Annotated in this window: 16 protein-coding genes; 8 read left to right on the forward strand and 8 right to left on the reverse strand. The window is 71.1% G+C overall.

Annotated features, from left to right (window positions below; translation table 11 throughout):
- Positions 1-11: 11 nt before the first annotated feature.
- On the reverse strand, positions 12-755 hold the full coding sequence (locus AB0G04_RS12245) for a ZIP family zinc transporter (protein WP_360980902.1): 744 nt from the start codon (positions 753-755) through the stop codon (positions 12-14).
- Positions 756-929: 174 nt separating this feature from the next.
- Between AB0G04_RS12245 and AB0G04_RS12250 the strand changes: the two genes are divergently transcribed.
- Both AB0G04_RS12250 and AB0G04_RS12255 read left to right on the forward strand, forming a co-directional pair.
- Complete coding sequence (locus AB0G04_RS12250; RefSeq protein WP_360980905.1) at positions 930-1,412, forward strand: hemerythrin domain-containing protein; 483 nt, start codon at positions 930-932, stop codon at positions 1,410-1,412.
- 334 nt (positions 1,413-1,746) lie between these two features.
- Complete coding sequence (locus AB0G04_RS12255; RefSeq protein ID WP_360980908.1) at positions 1,747-3,264, forward strand: hypothetical protein; 1,518 nt, start codon at positions 1,747-1,749, stop codon at positions 3,262-3,264.
- On the opposite strand, the gene AB0G04_RS12260 is transcribed toward AB0G04_RS12255, so the two are convergent.
- Positions 3,251-3,994: a glycosyltransferase family 2 protein gene (locus tag AB0G04_RS12260; protein ID WP_360980911.1), complete on the reverse strand. Its 744-nt coding sequence runs from the start codon at positions 3,992-3,994 to the stop codon at positions 3,251-3,253. The genes AB0G04_RS12255 and AB0G04_RS12260 overlap by 14 nt on opposite strands.
- Before the next feature lie 111 nt (positions 3,995-4,105).
- Positions 4,106-5,410, reverse strand: coding sequence for a calcium-binding protein (locus AB0G04_RS12265; RefSeq protein WP_360980914.1), 1,305 nt, complete (start codon positions 5,408-5,410; stop codon positions 4,106-4,108).
- 148 nt (positions 5,411-5,558) lie between these two features.
- On the opposite strand from AB0G04_RS12265, the gene AB0G04_RS12270 reads away from it, so the two are divergent.
- The 5 genes from AB0G04_RS12270 to AB0G04_RS12290 all read left to right on the forward strand — a co-directional run bounded on the left by AB0G04_RS12270 (position 5,559) and on the right by AB0G04_RS12290 (position 10,762).
- Complete coding sequence (locus tag AB0G04_RS12270) at positions 5,559-6,593, forward strand: iron-siderophore ABC transporter substrate-binding protein (RefSeq protein WP_360980917.1); 1,035 nt, start codon at positions 5,559-5,561, stop codon at positions 6,591-6,593.
- Positions 6,593-7,636, forward strand: a complete 1,044-nt coding sequence (locus AB0G04_RS12275) for an iron ABC transporter permease (RefSeq protein ID WP_360980920.1) — start codon at positions 6,593-6,595, stop codon at positions 7,634-7,636. The genes AB0G04_RS12270 and AB0G04_RS12275 overlap by 1 nt, the downstream gene beginning before the upstream one ends.
- Entirely contained in the window at positions 7,633-8,667 is a 1,035-nt protein-coding gene (locus AB0G04_RS12280) for an iron chelate uptake ABC transporter family permease subunit (protein ID WP_360980923.1), read from the forward strand. Before AB0G04_RS12275 ends, AB0G04_RS12280 begins: the two co-directional genes overlap by 4 nt.
- A gap of 61 nt (positions 8,668-8,728) precedes the next feature.
- Entirely contained in the window at positions 8,729-9,544 is an 816-nt protein-coding gene (locus tag AB0G04_RS12285) for an ABC transporter ATP-binding protein (RefSeq protein WP_360980926.1), read from the forward strand.
- A 93-nt stretch (positions 9,545-9,637) separates the two neighbouring features.
- Positions 9,638-10,762 (forward strand): cellulose binding domain-containing protein, encoded by a 1,125-nt coding sequence (locus tag AB0G04_RS12290; RefSeq protein ID WP_360980929.1) that lies wholly within the window; start codon positions 9,638-9,640, stop codon positions 10,760-10,762.
- 90 nt (positions 10,763-10,852) lie between these two features.
- On the opposite strand, the gene AB0G04_RS12295 is transcribed toward AB0G04_RS12290, so the two are convergent.
- On the reverse strand, positions 10,853-12,079 hold the full coding sequence (locus tag AB0G04_RS12295; RefSeq protein ID WP_360980932.1) for an Ig-like domain-containing protein: 1,227 nt from the start codon (positions 12,077-12,079) through the stop codon (positions 10,853-10,855).
- A gap of 169 nt (positions 12,080-12,248) precedes the next feature.
- Positions 12,249-14,132: a cellulase family glycosylhydrolase gene (locus tag AB0G04_RS12300; protein ID WP_360980935.1), complete on the reverse strand. Its 1,884-nt coding sequence runs from the start codon at positions 14,130-14,132 to the stop codon at positions 12,249-12,251.
- A gap of 142 nt (positions 14,133-14,274) precedes the next feature.
- On the opposite strand from AB0G04_RS12300, the gene AB0G04_RS12305 reads away from it, so the two are divergent.
- Positions 14,275-15,147 carry a hypothetical protein gene (locus AB0G04_RS12305; protein ID WP_360980938.1) on the forward strand — a complete coding sequence of 291 codons (873 nt, stop codon included), beginning with the start codon at positions 14,275-14,277 and terminating at the stop codon, positions 15,145-15,147.
- Positions 15,148-15,238: 91 nt separating this feature from the next.
- On the opposite strand, the gene secD is transcribed toward AB0G04_RS12305, so the two are convergent.
- From secD to AB0G04_RS12320, 3 genes are all read right to left on the reverse strand, one after another.
- Positions 15,239-17,671: a protein translocase subunit SecD gene (gene secD / locus AB0G04_RS12310; protein WP_360980941.1), complete on the reverse strand. Its 2,433-nt coding sequence runs from the start codon at positions 17,669-17,671 to the stop codon at positions 15,239-15,241.
- A gap of 78 nt (positions 17,672-17,749) precedes the next feature.
- Positions 17,750-18,112 carry a hypothetical protein gene (locus tag AB0G04_RS12315; RefSeq protein WP_360980944.1) on the reverse strand — a complete coding sequence of 121 codons (363 nt, stop codon included), beginning with the start codon at positions 18,110-18,112 and terminating at the stop codon, positions 17,750-17,752.
- Positions 18,113-18,315: 203 nt separating this feature from the next.
- Positions 18,316-19,809 (reverse strand): family 43 glycosylhydrolase, encoded by a 1,494-nt coding sequence (locus AB0G04_RS12320; RefSeq protein ID WP_360980947.1) that lies wholly within the window; start codon positions 19,807-19,809, stop codon positions 18,316-18,318.
- Between the last annotated feature and the right edge of the window lie 23 nt (positions 19,810-19,832).

Below are 19,832 nucleotides of genomic sequence, written 5' to 3' on the forward strand. Positions count from 1 at the left end.
TCACCGACGGTTCACAGCGCGGACAGGCCGAGGGAGACGGCGAAACCGGCCACCACGAAGGGACCGGTCAGAATCCCCTCCACCTCGTACGCCTCCGGCAGCAGCGTGTTCGACAGCATGGCCAGGAGAGCGCCCGCGGCGAACGCCTGCACCAGCGCGCCGGTGAGATCGTTCGCCGGGTCGAGCAGCGCGTAACCGGCCGCGGCCGACAGGCCGGAGACGAGCACCACGGCGGACCACATCAGCAGCACCCGGCCCTGTGGCCACTTCGCCTCCCGCAGCCCGCTGGACGAGGCCATCCCCTCCGGCAGGTTCGACAGCACGATCCCCGCCAGCAGGGCGATGCTGACCTGCCCCCGCAGGACGGTCAGGCCGAGCACGAACGATTCAGGGATACCGTCGAGCACCGACCCGAGCACGATGGCCAGGGGCGAGCCGGAGGCCTGGGCACCCTCGGCGTCCTTGCGATCGCCACCGCCGCGCCGGCTCAGCAGCCAGTCACCGAGCGTGAATGCCCCTGCGCCGATCAGCACGAACAGGGCGACGCCCGCGACCGACCGCGTCTTGAGCGCCTCGTCGATCAGTTCGAACGAGACCGAGCCGAGCAGCAGGCCGGCACCGAGCGCCATCACCGTGGCGATCAGTCGCCGGCCCGGTCGCAACCGGAAGGCGATGAGGGCCCCCACGAGCAGCGCCGACGCACTGACCGCACCCCACAGGAACGCCTCGCCCATGCCGGTCGCCCCCTCCGTCACGGACCATGGATGCGGCTCCAGCCTGGGCCGGGGGACCTTGGGGCGCCTCACCCGCGGCGGATGGCCGGGCGTGTAAGGTCGTCGTCAGCGTCGCGTGCCGGTGGCAGACCGTGTCAGGCATGGAGGCGCCGAACCGAAGGAGACCGGCGTTGTCGTCGTACCCTTCGTCTTCGCGTGTCTGAGCGCGAGACGACCAGGCTGGTGGCCTGGAGCCATGAGATGCGCGCGGTGCACCGCCGCCTGCGCGAAGCACTGCAGCTGGTCCTGGACTCCCTGGACTCCGTCGACTCCCTCGACTTCCTCCATGGCGAGGCGATGAAGGACCTGCTCCTCTACTGCCGTGGTTTCTGCGCGGCCCTCGACGGACACCATCGCGGTGAGGACCGCACCCTGTTCCCGGCCATCGCCGCCGCCCATCCGGATCTGCGGCCGGTGCTGCGGAAACTCGAACAGGACCACTCCATGATCGGCTATCTGCTCGGCGGCCTGGGCGCCGCCGTGGAGGGCGCGGCCGGGCCCGACGAGCTGCGGCGGCATCTGGACGGCGTCTCCGCGATCATGGAGAGCCATTTCCGGTACGAGGAACGACAGCTCCTGACCGTGCTGGAGGCCCTAGAACTGCACGTCACCCCGGCGGAGGCTTTCGGCCCGCTGTAGCCCCCGCCCCGTCCCTCACCGCGCCAAGCACCCCTACCCCGCAGCGTGGTGAGCTGCGCCCACCGGCAAGCCGCACGTCGCCACGCACGGACGGCAGCACGTCGTCTACCAGGCGACTCGGCGCGTTCCGGGTGCCGGGCCGGATCTCCCAGCAGATCCCGGCGGGCGTGCGCCGGCTGCTCGACCAGCTCGACGGGGTGGCGCTCACCGTCTGGGACGCCGCATGGAACATCATTCTTGGGACAGCGGGGTGGTGTGGCCCCTTGTGGACACGGCGCCGCCATGGTGGACGTGATGCCGCAGAATCGGAGGTTCCCCGGCCGAGGAGGAACCGATGGTTCGTACGCTGCGGTGGGTCATCCCTCTGGTCGCCGTCGCCCTGATCGTCTGGTGGGCGTCGTACGTGTCCACGATCGTCGTCTGGGAGTTGCGGAAACTCGTGCCGTGGCTGGCGCCGGTCGTGCTGATCGTGCTGCTGGCGTCCGCGCCCCACATCGGAAGTGCCCTGCGGCGGGAACGCGGCACGCACGCCTCCGGCGGGGTGATCCTGCTGTCCTGGCTCGGTGCGGCGGCCGGGCTGGTCCTCGGGATCGGCCTGCTGGTCCACAACTCCTACCGGCAGGACCGCGACTACGCCTCGGCCATGCGGGTGGTCGACGACCCGGTGCCGGGGCTGGCGGCCCGCGCCCCGTACGTGGTCGGTCAGGCCCAGGCGGCGCCCAACCTCGGCGACGTCACCGGGGAGATCTTCGACATCACCTACCTGCCGGACGCCAACCGGTTCGGCACGCTCGTGGAGCGGCGCGGCTGGCTCGCCGGCTACGAGGTCGGCCTGGTCCAGGAGGTGCCGCTCGGCAGCAACAGCCGCGACTCGCAGCGCTGCTCCTTCGACCTGGACGCGGCCGGTGCCCGTGTCGACGGCTGGTTCGGCCACAATCTCGGGCGCAGGATCTCGGCGGAGAAGCGGTGGGTCAGGTTCGACTCACAGGACGTCTACGTGTTCTGCACCGGCGATGTCCCGACCGTCGTGGTGCCGCTGAAACGGCAGGTCGGCGTTCTGACGGTCACCGAGCGGCCGGCCGGCGTGGCGCTCTACAACGGGCGCACCGGCCAGTTGACGGTCACCACGGACACCGCCTCGGTCCCCGGACCGACCTATCCGATCAGCCTTGCCGCCCGGCAGCGCGAAGGCACGGCCGCGGTCGGCGGGTTCGCCGACTGGTGGTTCGAGCGCGGCGGCTGGGACGCCTCCGACGACGGCGCCAACGAGGACAACGACGCCGAGTTCACGCTGCGATACACCGACGGGACCGACAGCGCGTACGTCACGCCGCTCACGCCGCGGGGAGAGGCGAGCTCGGTGGTGGCCGTGTCCACCGTGCCGACCCGGCACTCCGGCCTCGGCCTCGCGCCGATGACCGTGCACCGGCTGAACCCGACGTGGTCCTCCCCGGAGGCCATCGTGCAGCTCATCAAGGCCGAGTACCGGGACGTCTGCTGCTACAACGACGACCGGGTGTTCGAGGTGGTGCCGACCGGTGGCACCACGTGGACCGCCACGGTCGGCAGCGAGCAGAGCATCCGCTACCGGGTGGAGGGCCGCGGCCAGGTCGGCGGCCGCGAGGCGACGTGCCTCAAGACCGCCGACGGCGTGCTGATCCGGTGCGCGTACGCGGCGCCCGGCTCACCCGAGGAGCAGGAACTCAGACGTATGGAGCAGGAGAAGCAGCGGCAGGACCGGGACGACACCGGTACGGCGGCCGGCGACCTCGGCAAGTACACCGACGAGCAGCTGGCCGAACTGCACACCCGGGTGACCGAGGAGGTCAACCGCCGCCTCACCGGTCGCTGACGCCGGCCGGAGCCGATCCTTCACGCCGCCGCGATCTCGTCACGAACTTCACCAGCGGCCGGTAGACCCGTACCGAGTCGGTGATGCCCTGGAAGTTCGACGCCGCGTTGCCGTCCAGGTAGCGCACCGGAACAGACACCTGCTCGATGGGCAGGTCCGACTCGGCCGCGTCCAGGAGCACGTTCATCTCGTACTCGAAACCGTCACCGGGGATCGCGCACAACCGGTCCAGCAGGCCGGCGGGCAGTCCCCGCAGACCCGTCTGGGTGTCGTCGACCTCCCGTCCGGTCGCCGCCCGGAACAGCCACCGGGTCAGGGTGTTGCCGAACCGGCTGCGTGGCGGCATCTGCCGGGTGTCGCGCACACCGAGGACGACACGGCCGGTATCGAGGCGTTCGGCGACGAGCCGGATGTCCGAGGCCCGATGCTGGCCGTCGGTGTCGGCGCAGACCACGTCGAAACCCGGATGCGTGGCACAGACGTACTCCAGCCCGGTCTTGAGTGCGGCACCCTTGCCCAGGTTGATCGAATGCCGCAGGACGGTGCAGCCGAGGGCCTCCGCCGCCCGCAGCTGGGAGCAGGCAGGGTCGTTGCCGTCGTCGACGATCACTATCTGTGAAGCCGCGGGCACCTCGGACAGCAGTTCCATGATCAGTTCGGTGAGCCGGGGGCCGGGGCGGTACGCCGGTAGCAGGACGATGGTTCGCGAGTAAGGGTGCACCTGTCGCACGTGTTCTCCTGTGACGGCCGTTGTGGTTCCGGTGCTGCTACCCCGCTGGGCCGTCCGGCTCACCTTTCCCGCCGGAAATCACCTTCCGCCCGGTGTCACCTCGTCCCGGGCCTACCTCTCGCAGCCGACCGTGGTGTCGTCGCCGGAGACCACGCACCGGTCGCCGAGTGTGGCGTGGTCGCCGCCGTCGAGCAGGTCCGCGTCGACGTCGAAGTCACCGATCTCGTCGTCACCGGCCTCGCCGTAGATGCTGTCCCGGCCGTCCGAGCCCATCAGGACGTCGTCGCCGGCACCACCACGGATCACGTCGTCGCCCTCGCCGGCGTCGATCCGGTTCGCGGACGCGTTACCGGTCAGCCGGTCGGCGGCGTGCCCGCCGACGATGTTCTCGACGTCGGCGCCGACCGTGTCGCGCTCCCCGGCCTGGCCGTCGTCGCCGGGGCGGCCGTCGAGGTCGACGGCGACCGGGGTGACGTAGGTGGCGTAGACCACGAAGTCGACGCCGGGGCCACCGCGCATCACGTCGGCGGACAACGCGCCCAGACCGGGGTCGTCGCCTCGCAGCGAGTCGTCACCGGCGCCGCCGTCGAGCAGGTCGGCACCGAGCTCGCCGGCCAGATGGTCGGCGCCGCCGTACCCGAGGAGGGTGTCGTTGCCCGGCCCGCCACGCAGGAAGTCGACGCGGGCGCTGCCGGCGAGGCGGTCCCCGGCCCGGCCACCGATCAGGCCCTCGACGTCGTTCTTGAGGGTGTCGCGCTCGCCCCGGCGGCCGTCGTCGCCGGTCACCCCGTCGGCGTCGGCCCGCACCGGGGTGGTGGCAGCCGAGTAGTCGGCCACGTCGATGCCGCTGCCGCCCCACAGGACGTCGCGGTCGGTGCCGGCGCTGCGGCTGCCCACCCCACGGATCCAGTCGTCACCGGCGCCGCCGATCAGCCGGTCGTTGCCGGGCCCGCCGTCGAGCTGGTCGTCGCCGCCGTACCCGTGGATCCGGTCCTTGCCGCCGCCACCGCGCAGCGTGTCGGCCTGCGGCCCGCCGATGACGGTGTCGGCGCCGGTGCCACCGTCGGCGGTCATCGCGAGGTCGCTGCGGTTGACGATCGAGTCGGCGCGGTCCCCGGTCAGGACCCGGACCCCGGTGGGCGCCTGCGTGGTCCGGCAGACGACCCTGGTGCGGTCGCCCTTGACCGCCGTGCAACCGGCGCCGGCCTTCACCGGGACCCGGTCGTCGATCGTGACCGCGTTACCGGACCGGGTCACCACGACCCGGTTCTGCAGGCCCTTCGCGGCGGTGTGCAGAACGTCGGTGCCGGCGACCCGGGCGACCCCGGCACCCGCGGCATCCGCCGGCGCGGCGGCGAACAGGCTCCCGAGCACGGACGTGAAGAGGACGGTTCCCCATCTAGTGGATCGTCGCATTTGTTCACCCCGTGATGTGGAGGACACCGGCTGACCCAGGTAAGCACATCGATGCAATAGCGCTGACCAGGGAGTCGATCATCCGACACCGTTCGCGACCTGTTAGGTTAGCCATGCCTTACCTGCTACGAAGTGGAGTTCCCCCGCCATGCGCGCAACCCGATTCCTCGCCGGAATCGTCGCCCTCACCACCGCACTGGCGCTGAGCGCCTGCGGCGGCTCCGCCGACGAGGCCGCCCCCACCACCTCGGGCTCTGCCGCCGCGGCGTTCCCGGTCACCGTCACCCACGCGTTCGGCAGCACCACGATCGAGAAGAAGCCCGAGCGCGTCGCGACCGTGAACTGGGCCAACCACGAGGTGCCGCTGGCCCTCGGCATCGTCCCGGTCGGCTACGCGAAGGCCAACTTCGGCGACGAGGACGGCGACGGCCTGCTGCCCTGGGACGCCGCGAAGCTCAAGGAGCTGGGTGCGCCGGCCCCGGTGCTGTTCGACGAGACCGACGGCATCGACTTCGAGGGTGTCGCCAACACCAAGCCGGACGTCATCCTGGCCGCCTACTCCGGGCTGACGCAGCAGGACTACGACACCCTCAGCAAGATCGCGCCGGTCGTGGCGTACCCGAAGGCGGCCTGGGCCACCTCGTGGCGCGACAGCATCAAGCTGGAGAGCAAGGCGCTCGGCCTGGCCGCCGAGGGTGACAAGCTGATCGCCACCATCGAGAAGCAGATGAAGGACGAGGCCGCCCGCTACCCGAAGCTGGCCGGCAAGTCGGTGATGTTCCTGACCCACATCGACCCGACGGACCTCAGCAAGGTCAGCTTCTACACCACCCACGACACCCGGGCGCAGTTCTTCGTCGATCTCGGCATGAAGCACCCCGCCAGCATCGAGAAGGCCTCCGCCACCACGCAGGAGTTCAGCCTCACCCAGAGCGCCGAGCAGGTGCAGAACCTCAGCGACGTCGACATCATCGTCACCTACGGCGACGCCGCCGGCACCACCCTGGCCACGCTGCAGAAGGACCCGCTGCTGTCCAAGATCCCGGCGATCGCCCGCGGCTCGTTCGTGTCGTTGCCCGGCAGCACCCCGGTCGCCACCGCCGCCAACCCGACGCCGCTGGCCGTCTCGTTCGTGCTCAAGGACTACGTCGACCTGCTCGGCAAGGCCGCCGACAAGCTCTGATGACACGACTGGAAACCCCGTCCGGGCCGGACGTCGCCGCACTGCGACGCCCGGCCCGGGTGCGTCTGGGCTGGCTGCTGGTGCTGGTGGCCGTCCTGGCCGCCGTGACGCTCGCCTCGGTCGCCTTCGGCTCCCGGATCGTCGGCTGGTCCGACATCGTCGCCGCGACCGGCGGCACCGACGAGACCCTCGATCAGGCGGCGGTCGTCAAACGCATCCCGCGTACGGTCCTCGCCGCGCTGGCCGGCGCGGCGCTGGCACTGTCCGGGGCGGTCATGCAGGGCGTCACCCGCAACCCGCTGGCCGACCCGGGCATCCTCGGCATCAACATGGGCGCCATGCTGGCGATCGCGGTCGCCATGGTGACCGTCGGACTGTCGACCGCGACCGAGTACATCTGGGTCGCCATCGCCGGTGCCGCACTGTCGGCCGTCTTCGTCTACGCGGTCGGCTCGCTGGGCCGTGGTGGCGCCACCCCGCTGAAGATCGCCCTGGCCGGTGCCGCCACCTCGGCCGCGCTGGCCTCACTGGTGGTCGCGGTGGTGCTGCCGCGTGGCGACATCGCCGAGAACTTCCAGTCGTGGCAGGTCGGCGGGGTCGGCGGCGCGAGCTGGGAGAGCATCGTTCAGGTCCTGCCGTTCCTGATCGCCGGCCTGGTCGTCTGCCTGCTCAGTGCCCGGCCGCTGAACTCGCTGGCGCTCGGTGACGAACTCGCCGCCGGCCTGGGCGAGCGGGTGGCCATCGCCCGCGGTGCGGCCGCCCTCGGCGCGGTGGTGCTGTGCGGCGCGGCCACCGCGGTCGCCGGGCCGATCGCCTTCGTGGGCCTGATCGTCCCGCACATGTGCCGGCTGCTCGTCGGGCTCGACCACCGCTGGCTGCTGCCGTTCGTCACGCTCGCCGGCGCGGCGCTGCTGACCTTCGCCGACGTGCTCGGCAGGGTGGTGAACCGGCCCGACGAGATCGAGGCAGGCATCATCACCGCGCTGATCGGGGCCCCGTTCTTCATCTACATCGTCCGCCGCCAGAAAGTACGTGAGCTGTGAGCACCACGACGCTCGAGGCCGTGACCCGCGGCCGGATCCGGCGGGGACGGCGGCGCCTGGCGGTACTGACCGTTCTCACGGTGGCCGTCGCCGCGGTCTTCGCCGTCTCGCTGATGGTGGGGCAGACCTTCTACCCGCCCGGCGACGTGCTGCGGGTGGTCCTCGGTGAGACCGTGCCCGGCGCCTCCTTCACCGTCGGCGAGCTGCGGCTGCCCCGCGCGGTGCTGGCCCTGGTCACCGGCGTGTGTTTCGGGCTGGGCGGCGTCACCTTCCAGACCATGCTGCGCAACCCGCTGGCCAGCCCGGACATCATCGGGATCAGCTCGGCGGCGAGCGCGGCGGCCGCGTTCGCCATCATCGTGCTGAACCTGGACGAGACCGGCGTCTCGGTGTTCGCCATCGTGGCGGCGCTCGGCGTCGCGCTGATCATCTACCTGCTGTCGTTCAAGGACGGGGTGGCCGGGACCCGGCTCGTGCTGATCGGCATCGGCATCGCGGCGATGCTGAACAGCGCCACGTCGTACGTCCTGAATCAGGCCGGGCAGTGGGATCTGCAGGCCGCGACCCGGTGGCTCAACGGCAGCCTGAACGGCTCCACCTGGGACGAGACCGTCCCAGTGCTGCTGGCGCTGGTGGTGTTCGGCCCGGTGCTGCTGGCGCGGGCCCGTGACCTGACGATGCTGCAGCTCGGCGACGACACCGCGGCCGCCCTCGGTACCCGGCTGGAACGTACCCGCCTGGTGTCGATCATCGCGGCGGTCGGTCTGATCGCGTTCGCCACCTCCGCCACCGGACCGATCGCGTTCGTGGCCTTCCTGGCCGGGCCGATCGCCGCACGCCTGGTCGGACCGGGCGGCTCGCTGCTGATCCCGTCGGCGCTGACCGGCTCGCTGCTGGTGCTGGCGGCGGACTTCCTCGGCCAGTTCGCCTTCGACACCCGTTTCCCGGTCGGGGTCGTCACCGGGGTGCTCGGTGCCCCGTACCTCATCTTCTTGCTCGTCCGCTCCAACCGCGCGGGAGGCTCCCTGTGACCGGCAACCATCCACTCGCGGCGGAGAAACCGGCCGCCGCCCACACCGCGGGGGGATCCCGGTGACCAGCAAGCATTCCCTCGCGGCGGAGAAACTGACCGTCGGCTACGCCGATCGGACGGTCATCGAGTCGCTCGACCTGCTCGTGCCGCCGGGCCGGATCACCGCGATCGTCGGCGCCAACGCCTGCGGCAAGTCGACGCTGCTGCGGTCGATGTCCCGGCTGCTGGCACCGCGGGCCGGGCACGTGCTGCTGGACGGGCGCGAGGTGCACCGGATGCCGGCCAAGGAACTGGCCCGCACCCTCGGCCTGCTGCCGCAGTCACCGATCGCACCGGAGGGCATCACGGTGGCCGACCTGGTCGGCCGGGGCCGGAATCCGCATCAGCGGCTGCTGTCCCGGTGGAGCGCCGACGACGACCGCGCGGTGGCGGCGGCGCTGGACGCCACCCACACCGCCGACCTGGCCGACCGGTCGGTCGACGAGCTCTCCGGCGGCCAGCGGCAGCGGGTGTGGATCGCGATGGCGCTCGCCCAGCAGACCGAGGTGCTGCTGCTCGACGAGCCGACCACGTTCCTCGACGTCAGCCACCAGGTCGAGGTTCTCGACCTGCTCACCGACCTGAACGCGGCCCGCGGCACCACGATCGTGATGGTGTTGCACGATCTGAACATGGCGGCCCGGTACGCCGACCATCTGATCGCACTGGCCGGCGGTGGCCTGCACGCGGCCGGCGAGCCCGCCGACGTGCTGACCGAGGACTGTGTACGCACCGTGTTCGGCCTGGAGAGCCAGGTGATCATCGATCCGGTGTCGGGCAAGCCGCTGATGCTGCCGATCGGCCGTCACCACGTCACGTCGCCCGCGGGGGCCTGACCGCGTTCCGGAACCGCCTCGGCTTTCGACCTCCTTCGATGTGTTGTAACGTCCGCCGGGAGCGCTCCCACCGTTCCCCCGAAGGAGCTTTCCATGCGCCGTCCCCTACGCGCCCTGCTCGCGGCCGCCCTCACGGCCGCAGCCGGGCTCACCGCACTCACCCTCGCCGGACCAGCCCAGGCCGACACCCGGATCTGTGAGCAGTACGGCTCCACCACCATCGCCGGCCGCTACGTGGTGATGAACAACCGCTGGGGCACCACCGCCGAGCAGTGCATCAACGTCACGAGCACCGGGTTCAGCATCGTCAGCCAGCAGGGCGTCGGCAGCACCAGTGGTGCGCCGGTGTCGTACCCGGCCGTCTACTACGGCTGCCACTACACCAACTGCTCCCCCGGCACCAACCTGCCGATCCAGGTCAGTGCGATCAGCAGCGCCACGAGCAGCATCAACTACAACTTCGTCTCGGGCGCGACCTACAACGCGTCGTACGACATCTGGCTCGACCCCACGCCGAAGCGGGACGGGGTCAACGCCCAGGAGATCATGATCTGGTTCAACCGGCAGGGCTCCATCCAGCCGATCGGCTCCCGCGTCGGCTCCGCCACCATCGGCGGGCGCACCTGGGAGGTGTGGCAGGGCAGCAACGGCTCCAACGCCGTCGTCTCCTATGTGGCACCGTCGGCGATCAGCAGCTGGAGCTTCAGCGTCCTGGACTTCATCAACGACGTGAAGAACCGCGGTGCCATCACCAGCTCGTGGTACCTGACCAGCATCCAGGCCGGGTTCGAGCCGTGGATCGGCGGCGCGGGGCTCGGCGTCAACAGTTTCTCCGCCAGCGTCAACGGCGGTGGCGGCGGCCCGTCCAGCCCGCCGCCGTCCAGCCCGGGGCCCGGAACCGCGGCGTGCCGGGTCACCTACGCCACCAACGTCTGGAACACCGGCTTCACCGCCGACGTGAAGGTCGCCAACACCGGTAGCAGCACGATCAACGGCTGGACGCTCGGCTTCACGCTGCCGTCCGGGCAGTCGATCACCGGGTCCTGGAACGCCGGGCTCACCGGCACCTCGGGTGCGATCACGGCCCGTAACGCCGGCCACAACGGCAGCATCCCGGCCGGTGGCAGCGCCTCGTTCGGATTCCAGGGTTCCTACAGCGGGTCGTTCGCCGCGCCGTCGGCGTTCACCCTCAACGGAACGGCCTGCACCCGGGCCTGACCGACGTCGCCGGGCCGCTTCCGGGCGGCCCGGCGAACGGTCGGCCTTGCGAACGATCAGGCCTCGCGAACAGTCAGGCCCGGCGACCGGTCACTTGCCGTACCGGTCGAACGGGACCGTCCAGTCGCCGAGGCCGTTCCAGATCGGCAGCTTCCGCGGGCTGTTCGTCACGTCGACGACATCACCCAGGATCATGTTCTCGTAGACCCACTTCGCGTCGGACGTGCTCAGGTTGATGCAGCCGTGCGACAGGTTGGCCCGGCCCAGCGAACCGTTCCACGGGGCGGCGTGCAGAAACTCACCCGAGTACGAGATGCGCGTGCAGAACTCGATGTTCTCCGACACGTAGTAGTTCGGGTCCTTCGGGTCGGAGACGCCGTAACTCGCCGAGCTCATCGTGTGCCGCCGCTTCTTCTCCAGCACGATGTGCGGGCCGCCGGCCGTCCAGTAGTTGATGTACTCGCCGTTCGCGCCGGTGGTGCCGCCGCCCTTGCCGAGGCTGCTCTTCATGGTGCGTACGAGCTTGCCGTTGATGTAGACCTTCGTCAGGTGCGTCCGGTTGTCACTGATCGCGATCAGCTGCCGCTCGACGTTGAAGCTCGCCGAGGCGTTCTTCGCGCCGTACACCGTCTTGCCGAGTTTCACACCGAACGCCTTGACGCTCACCTTGACCGTGGTGCCGGCGGCCCAGTACTTCGCCGGCCGCCAGTGCACGGTCCGGTCGTCCTTCCAGTAGAACTTGCCCTGGACCGACGGCGACGTTTTGATCTCGATGGCCTTCTCGGCGGCCTTCTTGTTGACCGCCTTGCTGAACGCGACGATCACCGGCTGGCCGGCGCCGTACGTACCGCCGGACTTGAGGGCGTTCAGCCCGTTCGCCTGGAAGGTGATCCTGGCGACGTTGGCCGGCTTGACCGTGGCGAAGGTGGAGGTGTGCTCCGCGGTCGCGCCCAGGCTGTCGGTCGTCGTGGTGACGACCTTGTAGGTCTTGCCGTAGGCCAGGTCCTCGGTGGAGCGCCACGTCCCGTCGGCCTGCATCTCGCCGGTCACCTCGGCCTTGCCGGCGGTGACCTTGACCGACTGCACGGTGCCGCCGGTGGCCGCCACGACGATCGGGTCGGCCGGTGAGATGTTGGCCGCCCCCGTGGCGGGTGTCACGGTCACCTCGACCGGCGCGGCCACCGGTGCGGCCTTGGCCGCCGGATCGATCCAGGCCGTGCCGCCCGATTTTTCCTTGCCGGACGACGAGCACCCGGCAGCCGTGGCGGCAGCGGCGACGCCCATCGCGCCGATGATGACCTTACGTCGCTGAATCATGACTCTCACAATCGAGGGGTCCCGGCAGTCGCCATCCGTGGCCGTACATACATGAAGACGGCCCTGCGGTCCGGATAGTTGCCTGCCGAGTCGATCAAACTTCGAGGGACGTCATCCTGACAGATCTGAATCCGCTTCGGTACACCCCTTCAGCCGATCGTCGGGGGTTTCAGCGACGGCAGAGGAGCGCGTCGGGCGTACGCGGGGACAGGAACCGGCCGGTCCAGGCGACGCCGGCCACGTACTCGTCGTCGGCGCACTGGCCCTTGAAGTGACCGCTCGCGAAGTCACCGCCCGGACCGCCCGCCGGACGGCTGTCGCCCCGGTCGAACCACACCGTCCGGCCACTGCCGGCGGTGGGCGACCCGGCCGCCGCACACAGCACGCTCGACACGGCGGCACCCCGGGCCGCGTAGCCGACCAGCGCCGACGACGCCGGGCACTGGAACTTCGTGTAGCCGGACGCCCAGTCGTGCGAGACGTAGCGCTCGTCCTTCACCACCTGGTACGCGCTCCACGACACCGCCCCGGAGAAGTCCGTGCACAGCCCCCGGTTGCCGGTGTGGCTCAGCCCGATCAGCCGCTGACCGTCCGGGCACGCCGCCTTACGGGCACCGGGGTCCCAGTCGCCCTGCGCGCGCATCCGCGCCGACGCGACGAAGTCGCCGTGGTCAGGGCTCAGCATCGACCGGGACGCAACCGGCGCGACGTATCCCTGCCGGGCCGTCGTGGTGACCAGCCGTCGCCACGCAGTCGCTCGCCAGTCCACGTCGTCGAGCAGCCCCGACCGCCGGCCCGCCGCGTCGAAGAAGAGCAGCCCCCACTCGTTGCCGCTCTCCGCCCAGCCGACCGCCGGCCAGTAGGCGAAGTCGGCGTCGGCCCGGACCAGGATGTCGATGAAGTTCTCGAACCAGGCCCGCTGGGCACTGCCCGGCGCGGCGTCGGCGGCCACCCCGAACTCGCTGATCCACACCGGGGCGGTGAAGTGGTTGCCGGGCTCGCCCGCGACGAAGAGGGCATCCCGGTCGACGACGGCGGCCAGCTCGGCGGGACTCAGATCACGGTAGCGGGGATCGGTGGTCTCCCCCGTGCCGGTGGCGCCGCTGTGGTTCGGGCCGGTGTAGTCGTAGAAGTGCGCCGAGTAGACCAGCTTCCCCGACCTGATCAGGGTGTGCGACAGCGTGCGGGCCGGGCGGAGGGTGGGCCGCTCGTGCGCGAAGCCGTCCACCGGGATGCCGGTCCAGTTGATGCCCTCCACGATGATCAGCAGGTCCGGGTTGGCCTCGGTCAGGATCCGGTCCCCGGCCCGCTGGGAGGCCGCGAACCAGTCGTGGGCGTTGCCCCGGCCCCAGTTCGGGTCGTCCAGGACCGTACGGCGTACCTCGTTGTAGAGGTCGGCGCCGACCACGCGCGGGTTGTCGCGGTAGCGGCGGGCCATGAACAGCCAGTCGTCCTCCCACTGCTGGACGCTCTGCGAGGTGTTCCACCGCTCGTTGCCGTCGACTCCGCAGCACCAGCGGGTGGTGTTGGTGTGGTTGTTCAGGATCACCGCCAGCCCGGCGCCGGTGAGTGCGGCGACGACCCGGTCATACACCTGCAACGGGGTCGATCCCCGCAGTTCGGGGTTGGCGGCCACGGCGGCGTCGGTGACCGGGTGGGTGTCGCGGAGCATCTCGTTGGAGAACGGCAGGCGCACGCTGTTGAGGCCCAGTTCCCGGAAACCGGCGACGACGGCACCGAGTGACGCCCGGTCCAGGCCGAGGGGGATCCGGCCGGAGTTCTCGCCCGCGTGGTGGCCGGCGTTGCCGGCCGGGTCGCCCGAGCCGTTCCAGGTGCCGCTCGCGCCGTGCCAGTTGCCGGAGCGCAGTTTGAACCGCTGCCCGTCGGCGTCGACGATGTAGCGGCCGCGGGTCGACAGCGGTCCCGTCCATCCGGGCTCCGCCGCGGCGGCTGTGGAAGCGCCCACCTCCGCCGCCGCGGCGGCCGTGGACACCCCCGGCAGAAGGGCGGTCAGTAGCAGAGGAGCCAGAAGCAGACGTACGGCGGGACGCACGCGACCACCAACTTTCGCAGACGAGTCAGCTGGCTCACATTGAAGAGCATTACTGTCTCTAAAGGGAACACTCCTTACCGTGCGGGTTCCGCCGGCAGGGATCGGATGGCCGGCGGGCCGCCGCTGCGCCAGACTCCAGCGCATGGGCTACGCACGCGAACTCGCCGCCGGACAGCGGTGCCGCATCCTGATCCACGAGATCGCCACCGGCACCGCGACGGTGGTCCACACCGACAACACCGTCCTGCTCGAGGCTCCCAACTGGACCGGCGACGGCCGGCTCGTGCTCAACGGCGACGGCCTGCTGTGGACCCTGCCCGCCGACGGGTCGCAGCCGCCCCGGCGCGTACCGCTCGACGGTGTCCCGGAACTCAACAACGACCACGTGCTCGACCCCGGCGGGACGTCGATCTTCCTGTCCGCGAGCGACGGGCACCTCTACCGGGCACCGCTGGACGGCGGTCGCGCCGAGCGGATCACCGCCGACGACCGGATGCACTTCCTGCACGGCGTGAGCCCCGACGGTGCGACGCTGGCCTACGTCGGCATCGAGAACCGGCGCTGGGACTCCGGAACGCTGTGGACGATCCCGTCCGGCGGCGGAACCAGCACCCCGCTGACCACCGGGGCCGGACCCGACGACGGGCCCGAGTACTCGCCGGACGGCGCGTGGATCTACTTCAACACCGAGCGGTTCTCGACCGCGCCTGGGCACGCCCAGGTCGCCCGCGTCCGGCCGGACGGCTCCGAGATGGAGCAGCTGACCCACGACGAGCGGGTCAACTGGTTCCCGCATCCGTCGCCGGCCGGTGATCACGTCCTCTATCTGAGCTTCCCGCCCGGCACCGAGGGCCATCCGGCCGACCGGCGCGTCGAGCTGCGGCTGGTGACCGGTGACGACTGGGCGTCGCCGGTGACACTGGCCGAACTGCCCGGCGGGCAGGGCACCGTCAACGTCAACAGCTGGTCGCCGGACGGCACGCGGTTCGCGTACGTCGACTATCCGTTCGCCTGAACCCACCCCGCGAGCCGAGTCGGCGGGGACCACCCTCCGCGATGTGGGGAGGGTGGCCCCCGGCCGGCTGACCGCCTTTCCGGCGGCATCCTCAGGCGAGATGACCCGCCCGGCGCTCCGGGTCGCCCGGACCTTCCTTCGCTGACCGCTCGGCTCTCGCGGGCCGCCCGTGCCGGGTCACCAGGCCGTGGCGGCCCGACTCGAACACGACCGCCAGCGGCGTGGCCAGGAACACCGACGAGTACGTGCCGACGACGATGCCGACCAGCAGCGCCACCGCGAAGTCCACCAGCGAGTCACCGCCGAGCACCGCGAGCGCGGTGAGGATGAAGATCGCGCCCAGGCCGGTGTTCACCGTCCGTGGCACGGTCTGCAGGCTGCCGAGGTTGGCCAGAGCGGCGAACGGCGTCCGGCGGCTGTCCTTGGCCCGGACCAGCTCCCGGATCCGGTCGAACGTCACCACCGAGTCGTTGACCGAGTAACCGATCACGGTGAGCACCGCCGCCAGGAACACGCCGTCGACCGGTCTGCCCAGCCAGGCGAACACCCCGACCAGCACGAGAACGTCGTGGAACATGGCCAGCACCGCGGCGGCGCCCCACTGCCAGCGGAACCGGAAAGCCAGATAGGCCAGCTGGACGGCGAGAGCCACGGCCAGCGCGATGAGCGCGTTGCGGCGCAGTTCCTCACCCAGGGTCGGGCCGATCTTCTCGTCGCGGAGCCGCTGGATGTCACCGCCGCCGGCCTCGGACAGCGCGGTCCGTACCCCGGTCTCGGTGTTCTCGTCGAAGGCACCGGCCCGGACACTGATGTTGCCGTCGCCGGACGTGTTGACCACCGCCCGGTCCAGCCCGGCGGCGGTCACCGCGGTGCGGGCCTCGTCGGCGGACAGCGGTGCGGAGGCGGCATACTCGACGAGCCGGCCGCCGGTGAACTCCACGCCGAGGTTCAGCCCGCGCACCCCGATGCCGGTGATCGCCAGCAGGCTGGCCGCCACCGCCACGCCGAGCCACAGGCGCCGCCGGCCCATGATGTCCGGGTTGCGCTCCTCCAGCTTCCGCCGTACCCAGCCGATCCCGGACAGGCCGCTCCAGCTCGGGCGGTGGGTCAGCCAGCGGGTGGCGACCAGCGGCGACGCCAGCACCCGGGTGAGCACCAGCGCGGTGAACATCGACGCCAGCACACCGATGGACAGCGTGACCCCGAACCCGCGGACCGGCCCGGACGCCAGGAAGAACAGCAGACCGGCGGCGAGCAGGGTGGTGATGTTGGAGTCGGCGATGGCCGACCAGGCGTTGGTGAACCCGGCCCGCAGCGCGGTGCGCAGGCTGCGGCGCGGGCCGCCGGCCGCGTACTCCTCCCGGGCCCGTTCGAAGATCAGCACGTTGGCGTCCAGCGCCATGCCGATCGCCAGGACGAACCCGGCCAGGCCGGGCAAGGTGAGGGTGGCTCCGATGGCCAGCAGCGCCGCGTACGAGATGAGCCCGTAACAGACCAGCGCCACGGCGGCGACCCCGCCGACGATCCGGTACACGCCGACGATGAACAGGATCGTGGCGATCGTCCCGAGCAGCGCGGCCAGGGCCGATGCCTCGATCGCCGCGGCACCCAGGCTCGGGCCGACGGTCCGCTGCTCGATGACCTCGACCGGGACCGGCAGGCCACCGGCGCGGACCAGCAGGGCCAGGTCCTTCGCCTCGGTGTCGGTGAACGTGCCGGTGATCTGGGTCCGGCCGCCGGTGATGCCGACGTTGCAGCCGACGTCCTCGTTCACCTGCGGCGACGAGATGATCTCCTGGTCCAGCACGATCGCCACGCGCCGGGCCGGGTCGCCGGGCGCGGCACAGGCCGCGTCGGCGGTCAGTTTGCGCCACGCCTCGCCGCCGCCGCCGCGGAAGTCGAGGTTGACCTGCCAGCCCCCGAACTCCCCCGGTGTGGCGGTGGCGCCGTCGACCTCCTGCCCGGAGAGCGCGGCCGGACCCAGCCGTAGCCGCTCGCCGTCCTCGGACGCGAGCACGGTCTCCGCGCTGCCGGCCGGTGTCCCGGACGGCGCCGAGGCGGACGGCGCCGCGGACGGTGCGGCCGGGGACGGTGCGGCCGGGGACGGTGCGGCCGGGGACGCTGACGCGGACGGCGACGCCGCGGACGGCGAGTCGGACGGTGTCCCGGCGGCGGTGCCGAGCACCGGCCGGAACGTCAGCTGGGCGGTCCGGCCGATGACGCGGACCGCCTCGGCCGGTTCGGTCACGCCCGGCAGTTCGACGATGATGCGCCGCTCACCGGACCGGGCCAGGGTCGGCTCGGCCACGCCGAGCTCGTCGACCCGGCGCCGCAGCACCTCGAGGGCTTCGTCGGTGGTGACGGCGTCCGCCTTCGCGAACTCGCCGTCACGGGTTTCGAGAACTATCTGGGTACCACCACGCAGATCCAGCCCGAGCCGGGGCGGGCGGGTGGCCAGGAGCCACCCCGACACCACCAGCACGACCAGGGCCAGAACCGCGCGCACGACAAGGGCGCGCGACATCACGGATACTCCTCAACGCGGGAAGACCCGCGCGGCTGCCGTCGGGCGCCGCAGCGGGTGAAAGGGAAAGGGACTCGACTACGCCGGCAGGCGTGGCGGTGCCCGTCCCCGGAACGTGGAGAGGAGTGTCGAGGGGGTCGCGGTCGCACTCGCCGGCGCGGCGACCGGCCACCGATGCCGCCGCACGCCCAGCAGGAGTGCGGCGATCAGGGCGGCGAACAGCAGCAGCGCGCTCGCGACCGGTTTGCCGGTCAGGCGGGCCTCACGCAGCATCGGCGCGACGGGTTGCGGCACAGCGGCCGACACGGCCGGGCGGGACGCCTCACCCGCCGGGGACCGGTCCCCGCGGCCCACGCCGAACAGGGCGATCCAGGCGGCGCCGAGCACCAGCACCAGTACGGCGGCATGCCATGCCCGCCGGACCCGCTGCTCGACCCCCACGCCCGATCCGCCCCCTTCGATCAGCCGACCCTACCTCGCCGGGTCACCCCGCCGCGGAGTCGTCGGCGCCCTCACGCCCCACCGCAACGTGGTGACCAGCGCCCACGGGCGCACCACAAATCTCCACGCGACGCTCGCCGCGGCGCAACGTGGTGACCAGCGCCCGCAGGTGCACCACAGGTCACCACGTTGCGGGAGGGGTGTCAGGACGCGCGGCGGAACGTGGCGTCGGCGCGGTCGGCCGCGGTGGCGATCGGGTCGATCCTCAGCTGGTAGTCGCTGTGCCGGAGGTAGCGGTCCGGGAAGTTGTACGACCGGAACGACGACCAGGCCGCGTCGGCCAGTCCGGCGACCTGCCGGAACGTGGCGTCCTGCCGGAACGTCGCCGACCCGTTGTTCGCCTCGAGGCGCAGCACGTAGTTGTTGTGCCGCAGGTAGTGACCGGGGAAGTTGACCGACTCGAACGACACGGCGGTGCTGTCGGCCAGACCGGCCACCACGCGGAACCGGGAGTCCAGCGCCGGGGTCACGTTCGCGTCGATGCGGGTGGCGTAGTTCGTGTGGCGTACGTATCGGTCGGGGAAGTTGTAGGACTGGAGGCGCTGGACCGTGACCGCGCCCGGATTGCCGAGCTCGCCGGAGGGCCCGGCCATGACCGTCGTGGTGGAGACCGGGACGCCGAGGCTGGGCGTGCCGTCGGCGTTCCAGGAGATGCGCTGCGCGCGGCTGGTACGGGTGGTCCCGCATCCCTGCGAGGCGGAGTCGTTGGCGTGGTAGACGATCCAGTCCTCGGTGCCGTCCGGCGACTTGAAGAAGCTGTGGTGCGCCGGGCCGTACACACCGTTGGCGTCGCTGCGCTGGAACAGCGGGTTGGCGATCTTGGTCCACGAGCCGCGGCTGAGCGGGTCGGAGCCGGTCAGCTCGAGCGAGCCGATCTTGTAGTCGGGGGTGCCGCAGTAGCTGGCCGAGTAGGTCAGGAAGGTGCGCCCGCCCCGCTGCAGCACGTACGGCCCCTCGTTGACCGGGTTGCCGACGCGTTCCCAGGCGAGGGTGGGTTCGGAGATGATCGTGCCGAGGGCGGCGGGCGTCCACGGGTTGGTGAGCCGGGTGATGTAGAGGCTCTGCAGGCCGCCGTTCTCGAAGCCGATGTTGTTGTTGAAGGCGGAGTACACGAAGTAGTTGACGCCGCCGACGGTCATCACGCTGCCGTCGATGGACCAGCCGTTGCCCGGCATGAGGATCAAGGGGCCCTTGTAGGTGTAGGGCCCCATTGGGTCGGTGCCGGCGCTCTCCAGCACGTGCTGACGCTGACCGCCGCAGCATGCCGACGGGCCGGCCGAGTAGTACAGGTACCAGCGCTGCCCGTTGGGCCCGTTGAGCAGGTGCAGGCTCGGTGCCCACATGTTCGACACAGCGTTGGGCTGCGACATGGTGAACACGGTCGTCTCGGCGGCGGTCCGCAGCCCGGCGAGGGTGGGTGACTTGCGGATCAGGACGCGGCCGGTCCAGGTAGTGGCGGCGTAGTAGTAGCTGCCATTGTGGTATCCCAGCCACGGGTCGGCGCTGTTGGGAGCTCCGACGACCGGGTTCTGAAAGGACGCGCCGGGGGCGGCGCTGCTCGGGGCCGGGCCGGCGCCGACGGTCACGACGACCGCGATCGCCGTCAGCAACGCGGTGACCAGGCTTCGCAGACTCATGCGACTCCTCCCGTTAGCGCTAA

The organism is Actinoplanes sp. NPDC023801 (genome assembly GCF_040639655.1).
Classification (GTDB): Bacteria; Actinomycetota; Actinomycetes; order Mycobacteriales; family Micromonosporaceae; genus Actinoplanes.

Coding starts and splice junctions, on each gene's coding strand:
- AB0G04_RS12265 (WP_360980914.1), bottom strand. CDS start 5,410: ATGCGACGATCCACTAGATGGGGAACCGTCCTCTTCACGTCCGTGCTC.
- AB0G04_RS12320 (WP_360980947.1), bottom strand. CDS start 19,809: ATGAGTCTGCGAAGCCTGGTCACCGCGTTGCTGACGGCGATCGCGGTC.
- AB0G04_RS12255 (WP_360980908.1), top strand. CDS start 1,747: ATGGTTCGTACGCTGCGGTGGGTCATCCCTCTGGTCGCCGTCGCCCTG.
- secD (WP_360980941.1), bottom strand. CDS start 17,671: ATGTCGCGCGCCCTTGTCGTGCGCGCGGTTCTGGCCCTGGTCGTGCTG.
- AB0G04_RS12305 (WP_360980938.1), top strand. CDS start 14,275: ATGGGCTACGCACGCGAACTCGCCGCCGGACAGCGGTGCCGCATCCTG.
- AB0G04_RS12295 (WP_360980932.1), bottom strand. CDS start 12,079: ATGATTCAGCGACGTAAGGTCATCATCGGCGCGATGGGCGTCGCCGCT.
- AB0G04_RS12275 (WP_360980920.1), top strand. CDS start 6,593: ATGACACGACTGGAAACCCCGTCCGGGCCGGACGTCGCCGCACTGCGA.
- AB0G04_RS12290 (WP_360980929.1), top strand. CDS start 9,638: ATGCGCCGTCCCCTACGCGCCCTGCTCGCGGCCGCCCTCACGGCCGCA.
- AB0G04_RS12270 (WP_360980917.1), top strand. CDS start 5,559: ATGCGCGCAACCCGATTCCTCGCCGGAATCGTCGCCCTCACCACCGCA.